The sequence below is a fragment of the Pantoea sp. WMus005 genome, from assembly GCF_013415305.1.
GTDB classification, from domain to species: domain Bacteria; phylum Pseudomonadota; class Gammaproteobacteria; order Enterobacterales; family Enterobacteriaceae; genus Pantoea; species Pantoea rara.
The window spans coordinates 488,337-506,793 of sequence record NZ_JACBXU010000002.1; the positions used below are offsets into that span (position 1 = coordinate 488,337).

The 18,457-nt window shown below is 56.3% G+C and carries 15 protein-coding genes; 8 read left to right on the plus strand and 7 right to left on the minus strand.

Annotated elements, in window-relative coordinates:
• Nucleotides 1-5 precede the first annotated feature (5 nt).
• The 4 genes from fhuA to fhuB are packed head-to-tail and all read left to right on the plus strand — an operon-like array spanning nt 6 to nt 5,909.
• Nucleotides 6-2,204: a ferrichrome porin FhuA gene (gene fhuA, locus HZZ01_RS12500; protein ID WP_179897747.1), complete on the plus strand. Its 2,199-nt coding sequence runs from the start codon at nt 6-8 to the stop codon at nt 2,202-2,204.
• Nucleotides 2,205-2,246: 42 nt separating this feature from the next.
• Nucleotides 2,247-3,041, plus strand: coding sequence for a Fe3+-hydroxamate ABC transporter ATP-binding protein FhuC (gene fhuC / locus HZZ01_RS12505; RefSeq protein ID WP_179897750.1), 795 nt, complete (start codon nt 2,247-2,249; stop codon nt 3,039-3,041).
• Nucleotides 3,042-3,051: 10 nt separating this feature from the next.
• Nucleotides 3,052-3,930, plus strand: a complete 879-nt coding sequence (gene fhuD / locus HZZ01_RS12510; RefSeq protein WP_179897855.1) for a Fe(3+)-hydroxamate ABC transporter substrate-binding protein FhuD — start codon at nt 3,052-3,054, stop codon at nt 3,928-3,930.
• Nucleotides 3,930-5,909: a Fe(3+)-hydroxamate ABC transporter permease FhuB gene (fhuB, locus tag HZZ01_RS12515; RefSeq protein WP_179897752.1), complete on the plus strand. Its 1,980-nt coding sequence runs from the start codon at nt 3,930-3,932 to the stop codon at nt 5,907-5,909. The genes fhuD and fhuB overlap by 1 nt, the downstream gene beginning before the upstream one ends.
• A 46-nt stretch (nt 5,910-5,955) precedes the next feature.
• Here the strand turns inward: fhuB and hemL are convergent, their stop codons facing one another.
• The gene (gene hemL / locus HZZ01_RS12520) at nt 5,956-7,236 is read right to left on the minus strand and encodes a glutamate-1-semialdehyde 2,1-aminomutase (RefSeq protein WP_179897754.1); all 1,281 of its coding nucleotides are present in this window, start codon (nt 7,234-7,236) and stop codon (nt 5,956-5,958) included.
• Between the two features lie 203 nt (nt 7,237-7,439).
• Between hemL and erpA the strand changes: the two genes are divergently transcribed.
• Nucleotides 7,440-7,787 (plus strand): iron-sulfur cluster insertion protein ErpA, encoded by a 348-nt coding sequence (gene erpA / locus HZZ01_RS12525; protein ID WP_179897756.1) that lies wholly within the window; start codon nt 7,440-7,442, stop codon nt 7,785-7,787.
• 30 nt (nt 7,788-7,817) lie between these two features.
• On the opposite strand, the gene HZZ01_RS12530 is transcribed toward erpA, so the two are convergent.
• The 3 genes from HZZ01_RS12530 to mtnN all read right to left on the minus strand — a co-directional run bounded on the left by HZZ01_RS12530 (nt 7,818) and on the right by mtnN (nt 9,676).
• On the minus strand, nt 7,818-8,069 hold the full coding sequence (locus HZZ01_RS12530; protein ID WP_179897758.1) for a hypothetical protein: 252 nt from the start codon (nt 8,067-8,069) through the stop codon (nt 7,818-7,820).
• Between the two features lie 121 nt (nt 8,070-8,190).
• Complete coding sequence (gene btuF / locus HZZ01_RS12535) at nt 8,191-8,985, minus strand: vitamin B12 ABC transporter substrate-binding protein BtuF (RefSeq protein WP_179897760.1); 795 nt, start codon at nt 8,983-8,985, stop codon at nt 8,191-8,193.
• Nucleotides 8,978-9,676, minus strand: coding sequence for a 5'-methylthioadenosine/S-adenosylhomocysteine nucleosidase (mtnN, locus tag HZZ01_RS12540; RefSeq protein WP_179897763.1), 699 nt, complete (start codon nt 9,674-9,676; stop codon nt 8,978-8,980). Before mtnN ends, btuF begins: the two co-directional genes overlap by 8 nt.
• Before the next feature lie 92 nt (nt 9,677-9,768).
• Between mtnN and dgt the strand changes: the two genes are divergently transcribed.
• From dgt to HZZ01_RS12555, 3 genes are all read left to right on the plus strand, one after another.
• Nucleotides 9,769-11,259, plus strand: a complete 1,491-nt coding sequence (gene dgt, locus HZZ01_RS12545; protein ID WP_179897765.1) for a dGTPase — start codon at nt 9,769-9,771, stop codon at nt 11,257-11,259.
• A gap of 134 nt (nt 11,260-11,393) precedes the next feature.
• Nucleotides 11,394-12,839, plus strand: coding sequence for a serine endoprotease DegP (gene degP / locus HZZ01_RS12550; RefSeq protein ID WP_179897766.1), 1,446 nt, complete (start codon nt 11,394-11,396; stop codon nt 12,837-12,839).
• Between the two features lie 184 nt (nt 12,840-13,023).
• Nucleotides 13,024-14,181 (plus strand): CdaR family transcriptional regulator, encoded by a 1,158-nt coding sequence (locus HZZ01_RS12555; protein ID WP_179897768.1) that lies wholly within the window; start codon nt 13,024-13,026, stop codon nt 14,179-14,181.
• Nucleotides 14,182-14,241: 60 nt separating this feature from the next.
• Here HZZ01_RS12555 and HZZ01_RS12560 read toward each other — a convergent pair whose 3' ends face one another.
• The 3 genes from HZZ01_RS12560 to glnD all read right to left on the minus strand — a co-directional run bounded on the left by HZZ01_RS12560 (nt 14,242) and on the right by glnD (nt 18,421).
• Nucleotides 14,242-14,634, minus strand: a complete 393-nt coding sequence (locus HZZ01_RS12560; protein WP_008925632.1) for a DUF3461 family protein — start codon at nt 14,632-14,634, stop codon at nt 14,242-14,244.
• Between the two features lie 224 nt (nt 14,635-14,858).
• On the minus strand, nt 14,859-15,683 hold the full coding sequence (gene dapD / locus HZZ01_RS12565; RefSeq protein WP_179897770.1) for a 2,3,4,5-tetrahydropyridine-2,6-dicarboxylate N-succinyltransferase: 825 nt from the start codon (nt 15,681-15,683) through the stop codon (nt 14,859-14,861).
• Between the two features lie 83 nt (nt 15,684-15,766).
• Nucleotides 15,767-18,421, minus strand: coding sequence for a bifunctional uridylyltransferase/uridylyl-removing protein GlnD (glnD, locus tag HZZ01_RS12570; protein ID WP_179897771.1), 2,655 nt, complete (start codon nt 18,419-18,421; stop codon nt 15,767-15,769).
• Between the last annotated feature and the right edge of the window lie 36 nt (nt 18,422-18,457).

Below are 18,457 nucleotides of genomic sequence, written 5' to 3' on the forward strand. Positions count from 1 at the left end.
TTTTTATGAATGCGCGAACGACTTTTGCAGACAACACCAAAAAAACATTTTCCCGACCGCTTCTGGGCGTCATGATCTCACTAAGCCTGAGCACCTCGCTTTACGCCGCACAGCCGGAGACCATGGTGGTCTCGGCGGATGGCGGCAGCGGTGTTGAGGCGGAAAGCGCCTGGGGCCCGGCACCGACCGTGGCAGCGAAACGCAGCGCCACCGGCACCAAAACCGATACGCCGATTGAAAAAAATCCGCAGTCTGTCTCCGTGGTCACCCGCGAAGAGATGGAAATGCGCAACGTGACCAGCGTGAAAGGGGCGTTTAACTACACGCCTGGCGTGCTGACCGGTAACCGTGGCAGCTCAGATGTGATTGATGCATTGTCGATTCGCGGCTTCAGCGAAACTAATACCAATCAGTATATGGATGGCCTGAAACTGCAGGGTGATAACTACTCTGAGTTTGCTATCGATCCTTATTTCCTGGAGCGCGCCGAACTGCTGCGCGGTCCGGTATCGGTACTCTACGGCAAAAGCAATCCTGGCGGTGTGGTCTCGCTGGTGAGCAAGCGTCCGACCCAGGAAACCCTGCGTGAAGTGCAGTTCCAGATGGGCAACGATAACCTCTTCTCGACCGGCTTTGACTTTGGCGGCGCGCTGGATGATGACGGTGTCTACAGCTATCGCCTGACCGGTCAGGTGCGCAGTCAGGATGCGCAACAGGCGATGAACAAAGAGAAGCGCTACACCATCGCACCGGCTTTCAGCTGGCGTCCCGACGATCGTACTCGCGTTGACCTGCTGACCTATTTCCAGAACGAGCCAGAAACCGGCTATTACGGCTGGCTGCCGCGTCAGGGCACTGTGGTGCCGATCACCCGTGCCGATGGCAGCCAGTACAAGCTGCCGACCAACTTTGATGAAGGGGAGCAGAGCAACAAGATTTCACGCACCACTAAAATGGTGGGCTATAACGCCGAGCACAGCCTCAACGACACCTGGACGCTGCGCCAGAACCTGCGTTACGCCGACCTGCGCACCGATTACCGCAGTATCTATGGCAATGGGTTTATCCCGGAGACTCAGGAAATTACCCGTGGTTCGGCGGTCTCTCATGAGAAGCTCAACCAGTTGGCGGTCGATACCCAGGCGCAGGCGAAGTTTGCTACCGGCCAGGTTGATCATACGCTGCTGCTGGGCGTAGATTATCAGCGAACACGTAATGATATTGATGCAGCATTTGGTAGCGCTGCTCCTCTGAATGCTATTAATCCGCAGTACGGTAATGATGCAAATGTTGGAACTCCTTTCCCTTATCAGTACCTGAATAAGCAGGAGCAGACCGGCCTGTATTCGCAGGATCAGATGGAATGGAATCAATGGGTTCTGACCCTGGGTGGCCGCTACGACTATGCCATGACATCCGCGTTTAATCGTAACGAAGATACTGAAGTTAAAAATCACGATCAGGCTTTCACCTGGCGGGGTGGTCTGAACTATGTCTTCGACAATGGCATCGCACCTTATTTCAGCTATAGCGAATCCTTTATTCCTACTGCAGGCACAACGTCTGATGGGCAGCCTTTTGATCCGTCCCGCGCGAAGCAGTATGAAGCGGGCGTGAAATATGTTCCCAAAGATCGTCCGGTGGTGCTGACCGCCGCAGTTTACCAACTGACTAAAACCAAAAACCTGACGGCTGCTCCCGGTAATGTCAATTTCAGCGTTCAAAGCGGTGAAATCCGGTCGCGCGGCGTAGAGCTGGAAGCGAAAGCGGCACTCAATGCCAACGTTAACCTGACGGCGTCCTACACCTACACCGATGCGGAATATACCGAAGACACGCAGCTGAAAGGCAGAACGCCGGTGAGCGTCCCTAAAAATATGGCCTCACTGTGGAGCGACTACACCTTCCACGAGACAGCCCTTTCGGGCGTGACAGTGGGCGCGGGTGTGCGTTATGTCGGCGAGAGCCAGGGTCTCTATAGCACTGGCACCGAGCAGAACCAGAACTTTAAGGTTGCCGGTTACACCACGGTGGATGCGGCGCTGAAATATGACCTCGGTCGTTTCGGTCTGCCTGGCTCGACGGTAGGCGTTAACGTCAACAATCTGTTCAACCGCGACTATGTCGCCAGCTGCTACCGTGAATACGCCTGCTACTGGGGCGCGGAGCGTAAGATTTTCGGCACCGCGACCTTCAGATTCTGATTTAACCGGGCGCTTCGGCGCCCGTTGTTCACAGGGATAACCATGCCGCATCCGCACGCAGAAGAGGCGACTTTTACGCTGGCAAACGCCAGTTTTGAGGTGCCCGGCCGCACTCTCCTTCAGCCACTCTCGCTGACCTTTCCACCCGGCAAAATGACCGCGCTGATTGGCCACAACGGTTCCGGTAAGTCGACACTGTTGAAAATGCTGGGCCGTCATCACGTGGCCAGCAGCGGAGAAGTGCTGCTGAATCAGGAGCCGGTCGGGCGCTGGAACAGCAAAGCCTTTGCCCGCCAGGTGGCCTATCTGCCGCAGCAGTTACCGGCAGCGGAGGGGATGACGGTCCGGGAGCTGGTGGCGATTGGCCGCTATCCCTGGCACGGCGCGCTGGGGCGGTTTGGTCAGGATGACCGCGATCGGGTAGAGGATGCCATTGCACAGGTCGGACTCAAGCCCTTTGCCGGACGACTGGTGGATAGCCTGTCGGGCGGTGAGCGTCAGCGTGCCTGGCTGGCGATGATGGTGGCACAGAACAGCCGCTGTCTGCTGCTGGATGAACCGACGTCGGCGCTGGATATCGCCCATCAGGTTGAGGTGCTGGCGCTGATAAAAGATCTGAGCCAGCAGCGCGGCTTAACCGTGATTGCGGTCCTGCACGATATCAATATGGCAGCACGCTACTGCGATCATCTGGTGGCGCTGCGGCAGGGCACGATGATTGCCGAAGGTGATGCGGCGGCGATTATGCAGCCTGACGTGCTGGGTGCGATTTATGGCATCCCGATGGGCATTTTACCGCATCCGCAGGGCGGCGCGCCGGTCAGTTTTGTCTGTTAAGGAAAGGATGATGCCCGATCTTTATCGCCGCCGACTACTGCTGGCGCTGGCGGCCTCGCCACTGGTTTGTACACTTCCCCTGCGTGCCGCCACGCCGAATCCGGGCCGGATTATTGCACTGGAGTGGCTTCCCACCGAACTGCTGATAGCATTAGGCGTCACGCCCTGGGGTGTGGCCGATCTGCACAACTACAACATCTGGGTCGGGGAGCCACCGCTGCCTGCGGGCGTGATCGATGTGGGCCTGCGCACCGAACCCAATCTTGAGCTGATGGCGCAAATGGAGCCGTCGCTGATCCTCTGTTCAAATGGCTACGGCCCGCCCAAAGAGAAACTAACCCGCATCGCGCCGATCATGGGCTTTGACCTTCACAGCGGCGACGGGAAACCCTTCACTGCCGCGCGCGCATCGCTGCATCAGCTGGCGGCGCGCCTTGGATTACGCGATCGGGCAGAGCAGCATCTGCGCGAGGTCGATGCGCAACTGGCAGAGGCCCGCGAGCGGCTGGCGCCCTATGCCGGACGCACGATTCTGCTGATGTCGCTGCTCGACAGCCGTCATGCCATTACCTTCGGCAAAAACAGTCTGTTCCTGGAAGTAATGACGTTGCTGGGCCTGAAAAATGGCTGGCAGGGCGAGACCAACTTCTGGGGCAGTGCGGTGATCGGCATTGAACAGCTGGCGCAGGCCGGAGATGTGGATGTCATCTGTTTCGATCATGACAACGACGTGGAGATGCAGCAGCTGATGCGCAGCCCGCTGTGGCAGGCCATGCCGTTTGTACGCACTGGACGCTTTCAGCGCGTCCCTGCGGTCTGGTATTACGGTGCTACGCTCTCGGCGCTGCACTTTGTTCGCGTGCTGGAACGCGCGCTGGAGATGCACTGATGCGACATGCTCTGTTTCCCGCAGGCCTCCTCAGCCTGCTGTTTCTGCTCTCGCTCAGCCTGACGCTGGTTAATTTTCACCAGGCGCTGCCACAGGAAGAGTGGTGGCAGGCATTCTGGTCACCGACGATCGATAGCCTGCCGCAGATGGTGTTTCACTACAGCCTGCTGCCGCGCACGGCGCTGGCGCTGCTGGTGGGCGCCGGGCTGGGTCTTGCCGGTCTGCTGTTTCAGCAGATATTGCGGAATCCGCTGGCCGAACCCACCACGCTGGGCGTCTCTTCCGGCGCACAGCTGGGCATTACCGTGGCGACGCTGTGGCATCTGCCGGGCGGCGCGCTGACACAGCAGTTTGCCGCGCTTGGCGGGGCGTTGCTGGTGGCCGCGCTGGTGTTTGGTGTGGCATGGGGCAAACGTCTGTCGCCAGTAACGTTGATTCTGGCCGGGCTTGTACTGAGCTTCTACAGCGGCGCGATAAATCAAATTTTCGCTATCTTCAATCACGATCAGCTGCAGAACATGTTTCTGTGGAGCACCGGCGTGCTGAATCAGATGAGCTGGGAAAATGTGCAGCAACTCTGGCCGCGCCTGCTGCTGGCATTTCTGCTGGCGCTGGCGCTGCTGCGTCCGCTGACGCTGATGGGGCTGGATGATGGTGTAGCAAAAAATCTGGGGCTGGCGCTCTCGGTGGCGCGTATCGGTGGCCTCGGGCTGGCAATCCTGCTCAGCGCACAGCTGGTGAATGTCGCCGGTATCATCGGCTTTATCGGGCTGTTTGCGCCGCTGCTGGCGAAGCTGCTGGGTGGAAGACGGCTCCTCAGCCGGATGCTGCTGGCACCGCTTACAGGCGCGCTGCTGCTGTGGCTGGCCGACAGTTGCGTGTTATGGCTCAGCACACACTGGCGCGATATCCCGACCGGCACGGCTACGGCGTTACTCGGCGTACCGATTCTGCTGTGGCTGCTGCCACGACTGCGTACGGGTTCGGTGCCGCCCGCTCTGAATCAGGGCGACAGCGTACCCGCCGAGCGACAGAACCTGCTGCGCTGGACGTTGGCTGGTCTCGCTGTTCTGGCCCTGCTGGCGTGGGGTGGTCTGGCGTTCGGGCGTGATGCGCAAGGCTGGACCGGGTCAGCGGGCGAGATGCTGCAGTCGCTGCTGCCGTGGCGCGCACCGCGCGTGCTGTCTGCGCTGGTGACCGGCCTGATGCTGGGCGTGGCGGGGAGCCTGATTCAGCGGCTGACCGGCAATCCCATGGCCAGCCCGGAAGTGCTGGGCATCAGTTCAGGTGCCGCGTGTGGTGTCGTCATCATGATGTTCTTTGTGCCGGGCGATGCGATGGCATGGCTGTTGCCCGCCGGTGCGATGGGGGCTGCGCTGACACTGCTGGTGATCATGGCGGTAGCCAGTCGTGGCGGCTTCTCGCCAGAGCGGATGCTGCTGGCGGGTATGGCGCTTAACAGCGCCTTTGTCACCCTGCTGATGCTGCTGCTCGCGAGTGGCGATCCGCGTATGGGTGGGCTTCTGAGCTGGATCTCCGGCTCAACCTATAACATCAGCGGCAGTCAGGCGATTCAAAGCGCAGTGTGTGCGCTGTTACTGGTTTCGCTGGCACCGCTGGCGAGTCGCTGGCTGACACTGCTGCCGCTGGGAAGTGCCACCGCACGCTCGGCCGGCATGGCGTTAACCCCCGCGCGGCTGAGCCTGCTGCTGCTGGCGGCCGCGCTGACCGCCAGCGCGACGCTGACTATCGGTCCGCTGAGTTTTGTCGGACTCATGGCGCCGCATATGGCACGTATGCTGGGGTTCCGGCGCGCTTTGCCGCAACTGCTGCTATCGGGATTGCTGGGCGCAGGATTGATGGTGCTGGCTGACTGGTGCGGGCGGATGCTGGCATTTCCGGATCAAATCCCAGCCGGGCTGATGGCGACGTTTTTAGGTGCGCCTTACTTTATCTGGCTGCTACGGCGTTCAGGTTAACAAAAAGACCGGCTGCTGCCGGTCTTCATCTTTAATGCTGCCGAAATTACAGCTTCGCGAAACAACGACGCGCGGCGTCGACAGTGCGCTGAATATCTTCTTCGCTATGAGCCAGCGACATAAAGCCCGCTTCATAAGCCGATGGCGCAAAGTAAACGCCTTCCTCCAGCATCAGATGGAAGAAGGTTTTAAAGCGCTCCACATCGCAGCGGGTCACATCAGCATAACAGGTCACGCTGTCAGCATCGGTGAAGAACAGGCCGAACATCCCGCCAACATGGTTAATCACCAGCGGGATATTTTGCTGTTGGGCTGCTTCGCGCAGACCTTCTGCCAGCTTGCGGGTCAGAGCATCCAGTTTGTCGTGAGTGCCAGGCTGCGCGATCTGCGTCAGGCAGGCAAAACCGGCCGCCATAGCGATCGGGTTGCCGGAAAGCGTTCCTGCCTGATAAACCGGGCCGGTTGGAGCCAGCGCGGCCATGACTTCGCGACGGCCACCAAATGCACCGACTGGCATCCCGCCACCGATAATTTTGCCGAGGCAGGTTAAGTCAGGACGCACATTGTAGTGAGCCTGCGCGCCACCCAGCGCCACACGGAAACCGGTCATCACTTCATCGATAATCAGCAGCGCGCCGAACTCATCACAGAGCGCGCGCAAGCCTGGCAGAAACGCCGGCTGCGGCGGGATGCAGTTCATGTTGCCAGCGACCGGCTCGACAATAATGGCCGCGATGGCATCAGGATATTGCTCGAAGGCGCTGCGCACTGAGCCGAGATCGTTAAAGGTACAGGTCAGGGTATGTTTAGCGAAATCTGCCGGTACGCCAGGCGAGTTTGGCTGACCCAGCGTCAGGGCACCTGAACCGGCCTTCACCAGCAGATGGTCGGCATGACCGTGGTAGCAGCCTTCAAACTTGATGATTTTATCGCGGCCGGTAAAGCCACGCGCCAGACGGATCGCGCTCATCGTCGCTTCGGTGCCGGAGTTAACCATCCGCACCATCTCCATGCTCGGCACCAGCTCACACACCAGTTGCGCCATGGTCACTTCCATTTCGGTCGGTGCGCCAAAGCTCAGTCCGCGCTGTGCCGCTTCGATCACCGCATTACGGATCGCCACGTTGTTATGACCCAGCACCATCGGACCCCATGAGCCGACATAGTCGATATAGGCTTTGCCATCGGCGTCATAAAGATACGCGCCATCGGCATGTTCAATAAACAGTGGAACGCCGCCCACACCGGTAAATGCGCGTACTGGCGAGTTTACCCCACCCGGGATCAGGCGTTGTGCCTCGGCAAACAGTTGTTCGGACTTACTCATTTTCGGCTCCAGCGTTTCAGAAAAATATTGCGCCATTCTACGGAAGAGGGGCAGCAGACGAAAGGTGGTTTCACCCGTAGCGTCCTTATCAGAGGTGAAAGCGGCACAGAGTGCGAAGGGCAGAGCTTGATTGCGCTGAAGTGCTGACTGATAATAGCGTCATTAAGGTCGTTTTCTGACCTGGGCGTTTACCGGAGTAAAACATGAGTGATGAAGTAGTAGCACTGCCGTTGCAGTTTACCGACGCCGCAGCCACCAAGGTGAAGAACCTGATTGCCGACGAAGAGAATCCGGCGCTGAAACTTCGCGTCTACATCACCGGTGGCGGTTGCAGTGGTTTCCAGTATGGTTTCACCTTTGACGACCAGATTAACGATGGCGACATGATGATTGAAAAGCAGGGCGTCTCGCTGGTGGTTGACCCGATGAGCCTGCAATATCTGGTGGGAGGGTCGGTGGATTACACGGAAGGCCTGGAAGGATCGCGCTTTATCGTGACTAACCCGAATGCCAAAACCACCTGTGGCTGTGGCTCTTCCTTCAGTATCTGATAACGCAGGCCGTCACTCTGACGGCCTCGTTTACCATTCTATTGTGACCAGCCGGTTACTCTGCTTCAGACTTCCCTGCGATTGAATCTGACTATGGGTGACGCGTGGCTGCGCGCCTGGCTGTCTGCCGCAGTTGATCTGCGGCGCGAGCTGACCGTTAGCCGTGTTGATTTCACAGCGTGAATAGATGACAAGCCTGGCGCCTATAGAGCCATTTATCGATCCCGCAAATGCAGGTCCGGTGATCGTTAGCCCTATGGCCAGCAGCAGTGCTCTGGTCATATAAGGTTCCTGGTGTTTTAAAAGCGCCGTGGCGCTAAAAGGACGGTGAGCATACGTGGCCCGTTCGTCTCTGGTATTGATTAACGGCAAAAAGTGCAGTGACTTTAATCAATTCGCCGATTTATTCATCGGGATGCAGGGCCGCACAGAGTTGCTGCGCCGCCAGCAGCAATCGCGGGCCTGGCCGGCTCAGCCAGTCTTCGTTGATGGCGATCACCGGCACGGCAAGCTGAGGTCGCCAGAATGCACGGATGTTCTCCGCCTGCTGCGCACCGCCCGCGGTCACCACGACCTGAGGATGGCGCATCAGGACCTGCTCACGGCTGACCTGCGGCCAGCTGACGCGACTGTCAGCAAAGATATTTCTGCCGCCGCACAATGTAATAATTTGATTCTGCAGCGTGGCTCTGGCGGCGGTGAATAACGGCTGCTGACCAAACTGCAAAAAAAGTGGAACCGCAGTCAGATGAGCATAGCGCTGTCGCAATACGGCCTCCTGCTCACGCAGCTGTCGGGCCGCACTGGCGGCCTGCTCCGGTCTGGGGCTCCAGCGCCCCAGCCCGGCCAGTGCCGTGAACATCTCATCCAGCGTTAGCGGATCAATCCATTTAACCGGCACGCCGAGCTGCAACAACTGATCAATCTGTCGCTGCGGATTACCGCCACGCCAGGCTAAAACCAGATCCGGCTTGAGCTGCAGGATACGTTCGGCTTTGATGCCCTGCCAGTTAGCGACCTGTTCAATCTTTTTCGCCTGTGGCGGATAGTCAGACCAGGCGCTCACCGCAATCGGGGTAATCCCGGCAGCAAAGGCGAGTTCGGTAAGGTGAGGGGCGAGGGTGACAACACGGGGTGGGGAAGCGAGCAGGCTGCCGCTCAACAGCAGCAGCCAGCAGAACAGGAGCCTTTTAGCCACGCGCCAGATGCGCCAGCAGGTTCTCCACCAACAGCGAAGATTGCTTCGCTGCAACGCTTAAGAACTCATCAAAGCTGAGGTGCGATTCTTTATCGGCCACGTCGGAAATCGCGCGCACCACCACAAACGGCACCTGGAACTGATGACAGACGTGACCGATAGCGGTCGCTTCCATCTCAACGGCAATGGCCTGCGGGAACAGATTACGAATGCGTGTCAGTGGTTCGGCACCATTGATAAAGGCATCACCGCTCACTACCAGACCGCGAACAGCATTCAGGTCCAGCTGTTTAATGCAGGCTTCTGCCGCCGCGATAAGCTTGCTGTCTGCCACAAACGCGGCCGGACAGCCCGCCATCTGACCCGGCTCGTAACCAAAAGCAGTGACGTCAGCATCGTGATAACGCACTTCATCTGACACCACGATATCACCGACGTTGAGTGACGGCGCTAAACCGCCCGCCGACCCGGTGTTAATTACCACATCCGGCTTGCAGAGTTGCAGCAGCAGCGTGGTACCCAGCGCGGCAGAGGTTTTACCAATGCCCGATTTCAGCAGTGCCACTTCAACGCCCTGCAGGGTGCCGGTATAGATTTCACAACCCGCCAGTGTCAGCGTTTGACGGTTTTCAATTTTGTCGCGTAGCAATGTGACTTCCTGCTCCATCGCGCCAATAATGCCTGCTTTCATAGTGAGTTCCGCTAATGTAAAGAATCAAAAATTAGGGCATAGTCTACCATGGCATTCAGGGGATTAATTCACCAAAAAGTAAGGGGTAATTCATGTCGGCGATCAATTTCAGGAAGAAGATCAGCTTCTCGCGCCCTTATAACAGTCGAAAAGATCCGGAAGGCGAATATTACATTACCCGCCATTTTGAGAGCGACCGTGGACGGATTATCAACTCCGCCGCTATCCGGCGTCTGCAGCAGAAAACCCAGGTCTTTCCACTGGAGCGCAACGCCGCCGTCCGCTCGCGCCTGACACACTCGCTGGAGGTGCAACAGACCGGGCGCTACATCACCAAAGAGATTCTGCAAACCCTGAAGATGCAGGGCGGGCTGGCGCAGTATGGTCTTGATGAGATGGAAGGCGCATTTGAAAGTCTGATTGAGATGGCATGTCTGCTGCATGATGTTGGCAATCCGCCGTTTGGCCATTTTGGCGAGGCGGCCATTAACGACTGGTTTGAAGAAAACCTCTCTGCTGACCTGGTTGATCCGCTGGTGGCAGGCGTGGAAGGAGAAGAACAGCGGAAAGCCTTTGATCAACTGAATGCCATGATCCGCCAGGATCTCTGTCATTTCGAGGGCAACGCGCAGGCCATTCGCATGGTGCATACGCTGCTGCAACTCAATCTCAGTTATTCTCAGGTTGCCTGCATCCTGAAATATACGGCGCCCGCGTGGTGGCAGGGGGAAAAGCCTGGCGAATTTAGCGCCTTAATGAAGAAACCCGGCTTTTATCTTTCTGAGCAGGATTATATTGCGGATTTGCGTGCTGCTACCAATATGGAAGAACATCATCGCTTTCCGCTCACCTATATAATGGAAGCTGCGGATGATATCTCCTATTGTATTGCCGATTTGGACGACGCTGTAGAAAAAGATATCTTTAATGTTGAGAGTTTGTTTGAGTTTCTCAATAAAGCCTGGGGGCCGGTTAAAAATAATGACGCTTTCAGCCGGACTATTGGCGAAGCCTGGCGTGAAGCCTGCAGTAAAAAACGCCGAAGCCGCAGCGATCAGTTTTTTATGTCATTACGCGTAAATGTTCAGAGTGTGTTGGTAAGTTACGCTGTAAAACGTTTCGTTGATAATCTGCCTGCGATATTCGACGGAAGTTTCAATCATGCACTTCTGGAAGATGAGGGTGAAGAGGGCCGCTTACTTCAACTGTTTAAAACCGTTGCGCGCCAGCAGGTCTTTAACCATTCCGAAGTCGAGCAGCTGGAGTTGCAGGGATACCGGGTGATTAAAGGGCTGCTGGAGATCTATCAGCCGCTGATGCGCCTGAATTATGAAGCCTTTACCACGCTGATAAATGAAGATTTCCTGCGACAGCATCCCATTGAAACCCGACTTTTCCATAAGCTTTCCGGTAAACACCGAAAAGCCTATTTGCATAAAATGCGTACTCTGGTGGTTGAGCATAAATATCAGCGGCTGTTGTGGGAACGTTATTATCGCTTCCGGCTGATTCAGGATTATATCAGCGGGATGACCGATCTCTATGCCTGGGATGAGTACCGGCGGTTAATGGCAGTAGAATAAGCCGCCATTTGTAAAGAGCGCGAATAAATTTTTACCTTTGCCTTAAACTTTTAAAGGAACTTCGCGCTAAAACATTTATCTCACCTTTCGACCACAGCAATGGTCTGAACAGTAATCTCATCGAGAAACGAAAAATGAAAAAAAAGACTTTAGTGTTAAGTGCGCTTGCGTTGAGCCTGAGCATGGCGCTCGCCCCTGTTACTGTTTTTGCTGCACAAACGGCTTCTTCCGATAGCCAGCAACTCCCGAGTCTGGCACCCATGCTGGAAAAAGTAATGCCGTCTGTGGTCAGTATCAGCGTCGAGGGCACCACCACGGTGAAAACGCCGCGCATGCCGCAGCAGTTTCAGCAATTCTTTGGCGACAATTCGCCATTCTGTCAGGACGGCTCTCCGTTCCAGGGTTCACCCATGTGCCAGAGCGGTGACGGTGCGGGCGGTAATGGCGGCGCTCCTGCCCCTGATACTCAGCAGGAAAAATTCCGTGCTCTGGGATCGGGCGTCATCATCAACGCTGAAAAAGGCTATGTGGTAACCAACAACCACGTGGTGAATAACGCCACCAAAATTCAGGTGCAACTCAGCGACGGTCGTCGCTATGACGCAAAAGTGATCGGTAAAGATCCCAGCTCTGACATTGCACTGGTCCAGCTGCAGCAAGCTAAAAATCTGACCGCTGTAAAAATTGCTGACTCTGACAATCTGCGCGTCGGTGATTACACTGTGGCGATCGGCAACCCGTATGGTCTGGGTGAAACCGTGACCTCCGGTATCGTCTCGGCGCTGGGACGCAGCGGCCTGAACGTGGAAAACTATGAAAACTTTATCCAGACGGATGCGGCGATTAACCGGGGTAACTCCGGCGGGGCACTGGTTAACCTCAACGGTGAACTGATCGGGATTAATACCGCCATTCTGGCGCCGGATGGTGGCAACATCGGTATCGGCTTTGCTATCCCAAGCAATATGGTGAAAAATCTGACGGCTCAGATGGTTGAGTTTGGACAGGTGAAACGCGGCGAGCTGGGGGTACAGGGAACTGAACTGAACTCCGAGCTGGCAAAAGCGATGAAGGTCGATGCACAGCGTGGTGCCTTTGTCAGCCAGGTGCTGCCAGACTCAGCGGCTGCTAAAGCGGGTATCAAAGCGGGTGACGTGATTGTTTCGATGAACGGCAAGCCGCTGAGCAGCTTTGCTTCGCTGCGCGCAGAAGTAGGTTCACTGCCGGTTGGCACCACCCTGAAACTGGGCCTGCTGCGTGATGGCAAACCGGTCGATGTCTCTGTTCAGTTGCAGCAGAGTAGTCAGGCAAAAGTACAATCCGCCACCATTTACAATGGCATTGAAGGGGCTGACCTCAGCAATGTTGAAACTGGCGATAAAGGTGTTCGCATTGATAATGTGAAAGCTGGCAGTGCCGCAGCGCGTATTGGCCTGAAAAAGGGTGACGTGATTCAGGGCGTTAACCAGCAGCCGGTCACCAACCTGGGCGAACTGCGGAAAGTCCTCGACACTAAGCCGTCCGTTCTGGCGCTGAATGTGAAACGCGGTGACAGCAGCATCTATCTGCTGATGCAGTAACTTAACAATAATTGATGAAGAGGCGGACTGCGGTCCGCTTTTTTTATGCCTGCTTTCTGCCACATCATAGTGTGACATCCACCGCAAATTCGGTAAATGACCGCCCGGCTCTGTGCAATTGCACAATGTTCTGCGCGCGGTGCATGCGTATTCTGTTTCTCCCCCCTCTTTTCAGGAGTAATGGATGGCTACCTATCACCTTGATGCCCGGCTGGCCCAGGATATTGTGGCACGCACCATGAAAATTATTGACAGCAATGTCAACGTGATGGATGCGCGCGGCCGGATTATTGGCAGCGGTGACCGGGAACGCATTGGGGAGTTGCACGAAGGTGCGCTGCTGGTGCTCTCTCAGGGGCGCATAGTGGACATCGATGAGGCGGTAGCGAAACATCTTCATGGCGTGCGGCCCGGCATTAACCTGCCGCTGCGCATTGATGGTGACATCGTGGGGGTGATAGGTCTGACTGGCGAGCCGTTGGCGCTGCGGCACTATGGCGAGCTGGTCTGCATGACCGCAGAGATGATGCTGGAGCAGGCGCGCCTGCTCCATATGCTGGCGCAGGACAGCCGTCTGCGTGAAGAGCTGGTGCTGAATCTGATCCGCAGCGATACCCTGTCGCCCCAGCTGACCGAATGGGCACAGCGGCTGGGCATCGATCTCAATCAGCCGCGTGTGGTCGCCGTGCTAGAGGTGGATAGCGGTCAGCTCGGCGTCGACAGCGCAATGTCAGAGTTACAGCAACTGCAAACGCTGCTGACCACGCCGGAGCGCGATAATCTGATCGCTATCGTGTCACTGACCGAAATGGTGGTGCTGAAACCGGCCCTGAACGGGCACGGACGTTACGATCAGGATGATCATCGCCGCCGCGTTGAACAGTTGCTGCAGCGGATGAAAGAGAGCGGGCATCTTCGGATGCGTATCGCGCTGGGTAACTTCTTTACCGGGCCTGGCAGTATTGCACGCTCTTACCGGACGGCGCGCACCACCATGATGGTGGGCAAGCAACGAATGCCTGAAGTGCGCAGCTATTTTTATCAGGATCTGGTGCTGCCCGTGCTGCTTGATAGCCTTCGCGGTGGCTGGCAGGCCAATGAACTTGCCCGGCCACTGGCGAAACTCAAGAGTATGGATAACAACGGATTGCTGCGTCGCACGCTGATCGCCTGGTTTACCCACAACGTCCAGCCGAGCGCGACCGCGCGTGCGCTGTTTATTCATCGCAATACGCTGGAGTACCGGCTGAACCGCATTTCTGAACTGACCGGACTGAATCTGGGGCATTTTGACGACAGGCTCCTGCTCTATGTGGCTTTGCAACTGGATGAGCAGGGGTAGGGGGCAGATTTGGAGCATAAAAAAGGCCAGCAAAGCTGGCCTCTCTGGTCGGACAGGGAATTAACGGCTGTTACGGGTTAATTTTTCCAGATCCGATTCAATTTCAGTGATCTTGTGGGAAACCACGCTTTCCAGGTGACGCAGGTCATCCAGAATTTTGCGTTTCAGATCCACTTCAACCTGGTCACGCTGGCAAATCTGATCCAGTTCATCGATCACATAACGCAGATTCGGGCTGATTTCCTGAACTTCTTTGTAGCCCTGGGTCGCGTGATCGGCAACAACGGTTTTGCGTTGACGCGGATATTTGAATTTAACGCTCTTCGCGAAAAACTCGCCTTTATCTTTGCGGAAGTAGATCTTCAGAATGTCGTTATTGGCTTCCTGACGCAGGCTGTAGCGATCAATGTCGTCCGGGTTACTGATACCTAAGCTTTTCAGATTGTCATACATAGCGTTTTTTCCATCAAAAGTGAGAAGCGCGCAGACTTGTTCATGACGTCCGTCAACTGTAGACATAAATAAGCGGGATGAACATTGCGCGACAGGATTTAACTGGCGCGGATTATGACCTGGATAAAAACTAAACGCACCAGTTAATTCGCGACGCGAAGCATGTTATTTGAGAATCACTGTAAAGAAAAGATGACGGGCTGGAAACCAGCCCGTTAGTTAAATCAGTCGATGGTACGCAGCAGTTCATTGATACCGGTTTTGCCGAGCGTCTTTGCATCCACTTTCTTCACGATCACGGCGCAATAGAGGCTGTAGGTGCCATCTTTCGACGGCAGATTACCCGAGACCACGACGGAACCGGCAGGAACACGGCCGTAATGCACTTCGCCAGTCTCGCGGTCATAGATTTTGGTACTCTGACCGATGTAAACGCCCATTGAGATCACTGAGCCTTCTTCAACAATCACGCCTTCAACGATTTCAGAACGTGCGCCGATGAAGCAGTTGTCTTCGATAATGGTCGGGTTTGCCTGCAGCGGTTCCAGCACGCCACCGATACCTACACCGCCAGAAAGGTGGACATTTTTACCAATCTGCGCACAGGAGCCCACGGTCGCCCAGGTGTCCACCATGGTGCCTTCATCCACAAAGGCGCCAATATTGACGTAAGAAGGCATCAGCACCGTGTTGCGGGCGATATAAGCACCCTGACGCACAGCTGCAGGCGGCACAACGCGGAAACCCGCTTCTTTAAAACGCGCTTCGTCCCAGCCAGCAAATTTCATCGGGACTTTGTCGTAAAAGCGGGTTTCTGACCCTTCCATCACCTGATTGTCATTGATGCGGAATGAGAGCAGTACTGCTTTCTTCAGCCACTGATGCGTTACCCACTCACCGTCGATCTTCTCAGAAACGCGCAGTGCACCGCTATCCAGCAGGGAGATCACCTGGTTGATGGCATCACGGGTTTCGCTGTCAACACTGGCAGGAGTAATGTCAGCGCGACGTTCGAAGGCGGATTCAATAACGCTCTGTAACTGTTGCATATTTTTTTCCTGATCTGTCATGTTCGATGCCTGGCAATTGCCCGACACAAGTAAAGAGATTAATGTTTACAAATCGAGTCTGGTCACACTTTATCGTTTGGATTAAGGGCCTCTGTCAACCGTTGTTGCAACGCTTTACGCATTTCTTCGCCCAGCGCCTGACGTTCACTGTTGGCCAGAATAAACAAATCCTCGACCCGCTCGCCAATGGTGCTGATGCGTGCGCCGTGCAGCGACACACCCAGATCGGCAAAGACTTCACCGACCCGTGCCAGCAGGCCAGGCTGATCCAGTGCCACCAGTTCCAGGTAACTGCGACGGTCGGTATGTGTCGGCAGGAAATTGACTTCGGTATCCACGCTGAAATGCCGCAGTTTGGCTGACGGACGGCGGGTACGCGGCGGCACCCAGTCTGACTGAGTGATCGCCTGCTCCAGCGCCTGAATGATCATCGGATGGCGATCGGGCGATAGTGGACTGCCATCCGGTTCCAGAACAATAAAGGTATCCATGGCCATGCCGTCCCGGCTGGTGAAGATCTGCGCGTCATGAACGCTGAGATTACGACGATCGAGTTCACCGGCCACGGCAGCAAACAGATGCGGACGATCGGGACTCCAGATAAATATTTCGGTCCCGCCGCGCGTGGCCTGTGGGCTGACCAGCACCAGCGGTTTTTTCAGATCGTGAACCAGCAGGTGGCGCGCATGCCACGCGATCTGATTCGGCGTATGCCGCAGGAAGTAGTCAGCGCGACAGCGATTCCAGATCTGATGCAGACGCTCTTCATCAATGTTGTCCATCCGCAGCAGCGCCAGTGCCTGTAAACGATGATGACGCACCCGTTCACGCAGATCCGGACTGTTTTCCATGCCGCGTCGCAGCTGCTTCTCGGTGGCGAAAAAGAGCTCGCGCAACAGGCTCTGCTTCCAGCTGTTCCACAGACTTTCGTTGGTGGCGCAGATGTCTGCCACGGTCAGGCAAACCAGATAGCGCAGCCGGTTTTCATTCTGCATCACCTCGGCAAACTGCTGGATCACCGTTGGGTCCTGAATATCGCGTCGCTGCGCCGTCACCGACATCAGCAGATGATGACGTACCAGCCAGGCCACTAACTGCGTTTCACGCGAATTCAGGCCATGCATTTCAGCGAAATCGAGCGCATCCTGCGCACCGAGAATAGAGTGATCGCCGCCGCGTCCTTTGGCTATGTCGTGTAGCAGCGCGGCCATCAGCAACAGCTCCTGCTGCGGCAGTCGTGGCCATAACTCGACGCACAGCGGATGCTGTGGACGGGTGCTTTCATTGGCAAAGCTTTCCAGCTTCTGCAGCACGCGAATAGTGTGCTCATCCACGGTGTAGGCGTGAAACAAATCGAACTGCATCTGTCCGACGATATGGCCCCACAGCGGCGTATAAGCCCACAGTACGCTGTAGCGATGCATTGGCACCAGCGCCCGGCTAACCGCGCCCGGATGGCGCAGAATCGACATAAAGGTACGCCGCGCCTCCGGGATCTGGCACAGTGGTTGTTTGAGGTGGCGGCGTGCATGGCGCAGATGACGCAGCGTAGTGGAGTAGATCCCTTTGATGCTGTCGTTACGCACCATGACGTAAAACATGCGCAGAATCGCCTGCGGTTCGCGCGTGAACAGCGTCTCATCGCGCAGGTCGATTAAATCGCCACGCAACTGGAAGTCGTCATCAATAGGGCGGGGCTTTTCGCTGGTGGAGAGCGCCAGAATCGCCTCATCAAACAGCTGCAGTAGCATCTGATTCAGTTCGCCGATACGTCGGGTGACGCGATAGAAATCTTTCATCATCCGCTCGACCGGCTCATTGCCTTCGCCCTGGTAATTCAGGCGCTGCGCGACACTGAGCTGGCGATCGAACAGCAGGCGGTTATCGTAGCGGGGCAGGGAAAGATGCAGGGCAAAGCGGATGCGCCAGAGAAACTCCTGACATTCGTTAAGTTCGCTGCGCTCCGCGTCAGTGAGGAATCCAAAGCCGACCATCTCATCCAGCGTGGTGGCACCAAAATGGCGTCGGGCCACCCACTGCAGCGTATGGATGTCGCGCAGGCCACCGGGGCTGCTTTTGATGTCCGGCTCCAGGTTATAGCTGGTGCCGTGGTAACGTTTGTGGCGCTCCTGCTGCTCTTCAATTTTGGCGGCAAAAAAGCAGGATGAAGGCCAGAAACCGTCACTGAAGATGTTTTTCTGTAACTCCAGAAATAGCGCCACGTCGCCGGTCAGCATCCGTGATTCAATCAGGTTAGTGGCAACGGTCAGGTCAGACAGTCCCTCCAGCAGACACTCTTCCAGCGTGCGGACGCTGTGGCCCACTTCCAGCTTGAGATCCCACATTAGCGTTAAGAGATCGCTGGTGCGTTGTGCAGCCTGTTCATCCAGCGGCTGGCGGCTGAGGATCAGGACATCAATATCAGAGAGCGGATGCAATTCGGCACGGCCATAGCCGCCCACGGCGACCAGCGCGATAGACGACATCTCATCAAAGCCAAAGAAGCGCCACAGGCGACGCAGTAGCCTGTCGATAAACAACGTGCGGGCATCAATGAGCGGCTCAACGGGTTCACCGGCATCAAACGCGGCAGCCAGATGCTGCTGAAACAGCTCCAGCCGCGGTTTCAGAATGTCGCGGATCAGTTGGTCGTCACCCCATTCGGCTGGCGAATCGACCAGACCGTTTTTCACATCTTCCGACAGACTCACGCTCATGCAGCTCTTCTCTTTTTTAGCCAAAAAAAAGCCGGC

What these genes read in the sequence shown, in the direction of transcription:
- fhuA (WP_179897747.1), top strand. Translation starts at nt 6, where the DNA reads ATGAATGCGCGAACGACTTTTGCAGACAACACCAAAAAAACATTTTCC.
- fhuC (WP_179897750.1), top strand. Translation starts at nt 2,247, where the DNA reads ATGCCGCATCCGCACGCAGAAGAGGCGACTTTTACGCTGGCAAACGCC.
- fhuD (WP_179897855.1), top strand. Translation starts at nt 3,052, where the DNA reads ATGCCCGATCTTTATCGCCGCCGACTACTGCTGGCGCTGGCGGCCTCG.
- fhuB (WP_179897752.1), top strand. Translation starts at nt 3,930, where the DNA reads ATGCGACATGCTCTGTTTCCCGCAGGCCTCCTCAGCCTGCTGTTTCTG.
- hemL (WP_179897754.1), bottom strand. Translation starts at nt 7,236, where the DNA reads ATGAGTAAGTCCGAACAACTGTTTGCCGAGGCACAACGCCTGATCCCG.
- erpA (WP_179897756.1), top strand. Translation starts at nt 7,440, where the DNA reads ATGAGTGATGAAGTAGTAGCACTGCCGTTGCAGTTTACCGACGCCGCA.
- HZZ01_RS12530 (WP_179897758.1), bottom strand. Translation starts at nt 8,069, where the DNA reads ATGACCAGAGCACTGCTGCTGGCCATAGGGCTAACGATCACCGGACCT.
- mtnN (WP_179897763.1), bottom strand. Translation starts at nt 9,676, where the DNA reads ATGAAAGCAGGCATTATTGGCGCGATGGAGCAGGAAGTCACATTGCTA.
- dgt (WP_179897765.1), top strand. Translation starts at nt 9,769, where the DNA reads ATGTCGGCGATCAATTTCAGGAAGAAGATCAGCTTCTCGCGCCCTTAT.
- degP (WP_179897766.1), top strand. Translation starts at nt 11,394, where the DNA reads ATGAAAAAAAAGACTTTAGTGTTAAGTGCGCTTGCGTTGAGCCTGAGC.
- HZZ01_RS12555 (WP_179897768.1), top strand. Translation starts at nt 13,024, where the DNA reads ATGGCTACCTATCACCTTGATGCCCGGCTGGCCCAGGATATTGTGGCA.
- HZZ01_RS12560 (WP_008925632.1), bottom strand. Translation starts at nt 14,634, where the DNA reads ATGTATGACAATCTGAAAAGCTTAGGTATCAGTAACCCGGACGACATT.
- dapD (WP_179897770.1), bottom strand. Translation starts at nt 15,683, where the DNA reads ATGCAACAGTTACAGAGCGTTATTGAATCCGCCTTCGAACGTCGCGCT.
- glnD (WP_179897771.1), bottom strand. Translation starts at nt 18,421, where the DNA reads ATGAGCGTGAGTCTGTCGGAAGATGTGAAAAACGGTCTGGTCGATTCG.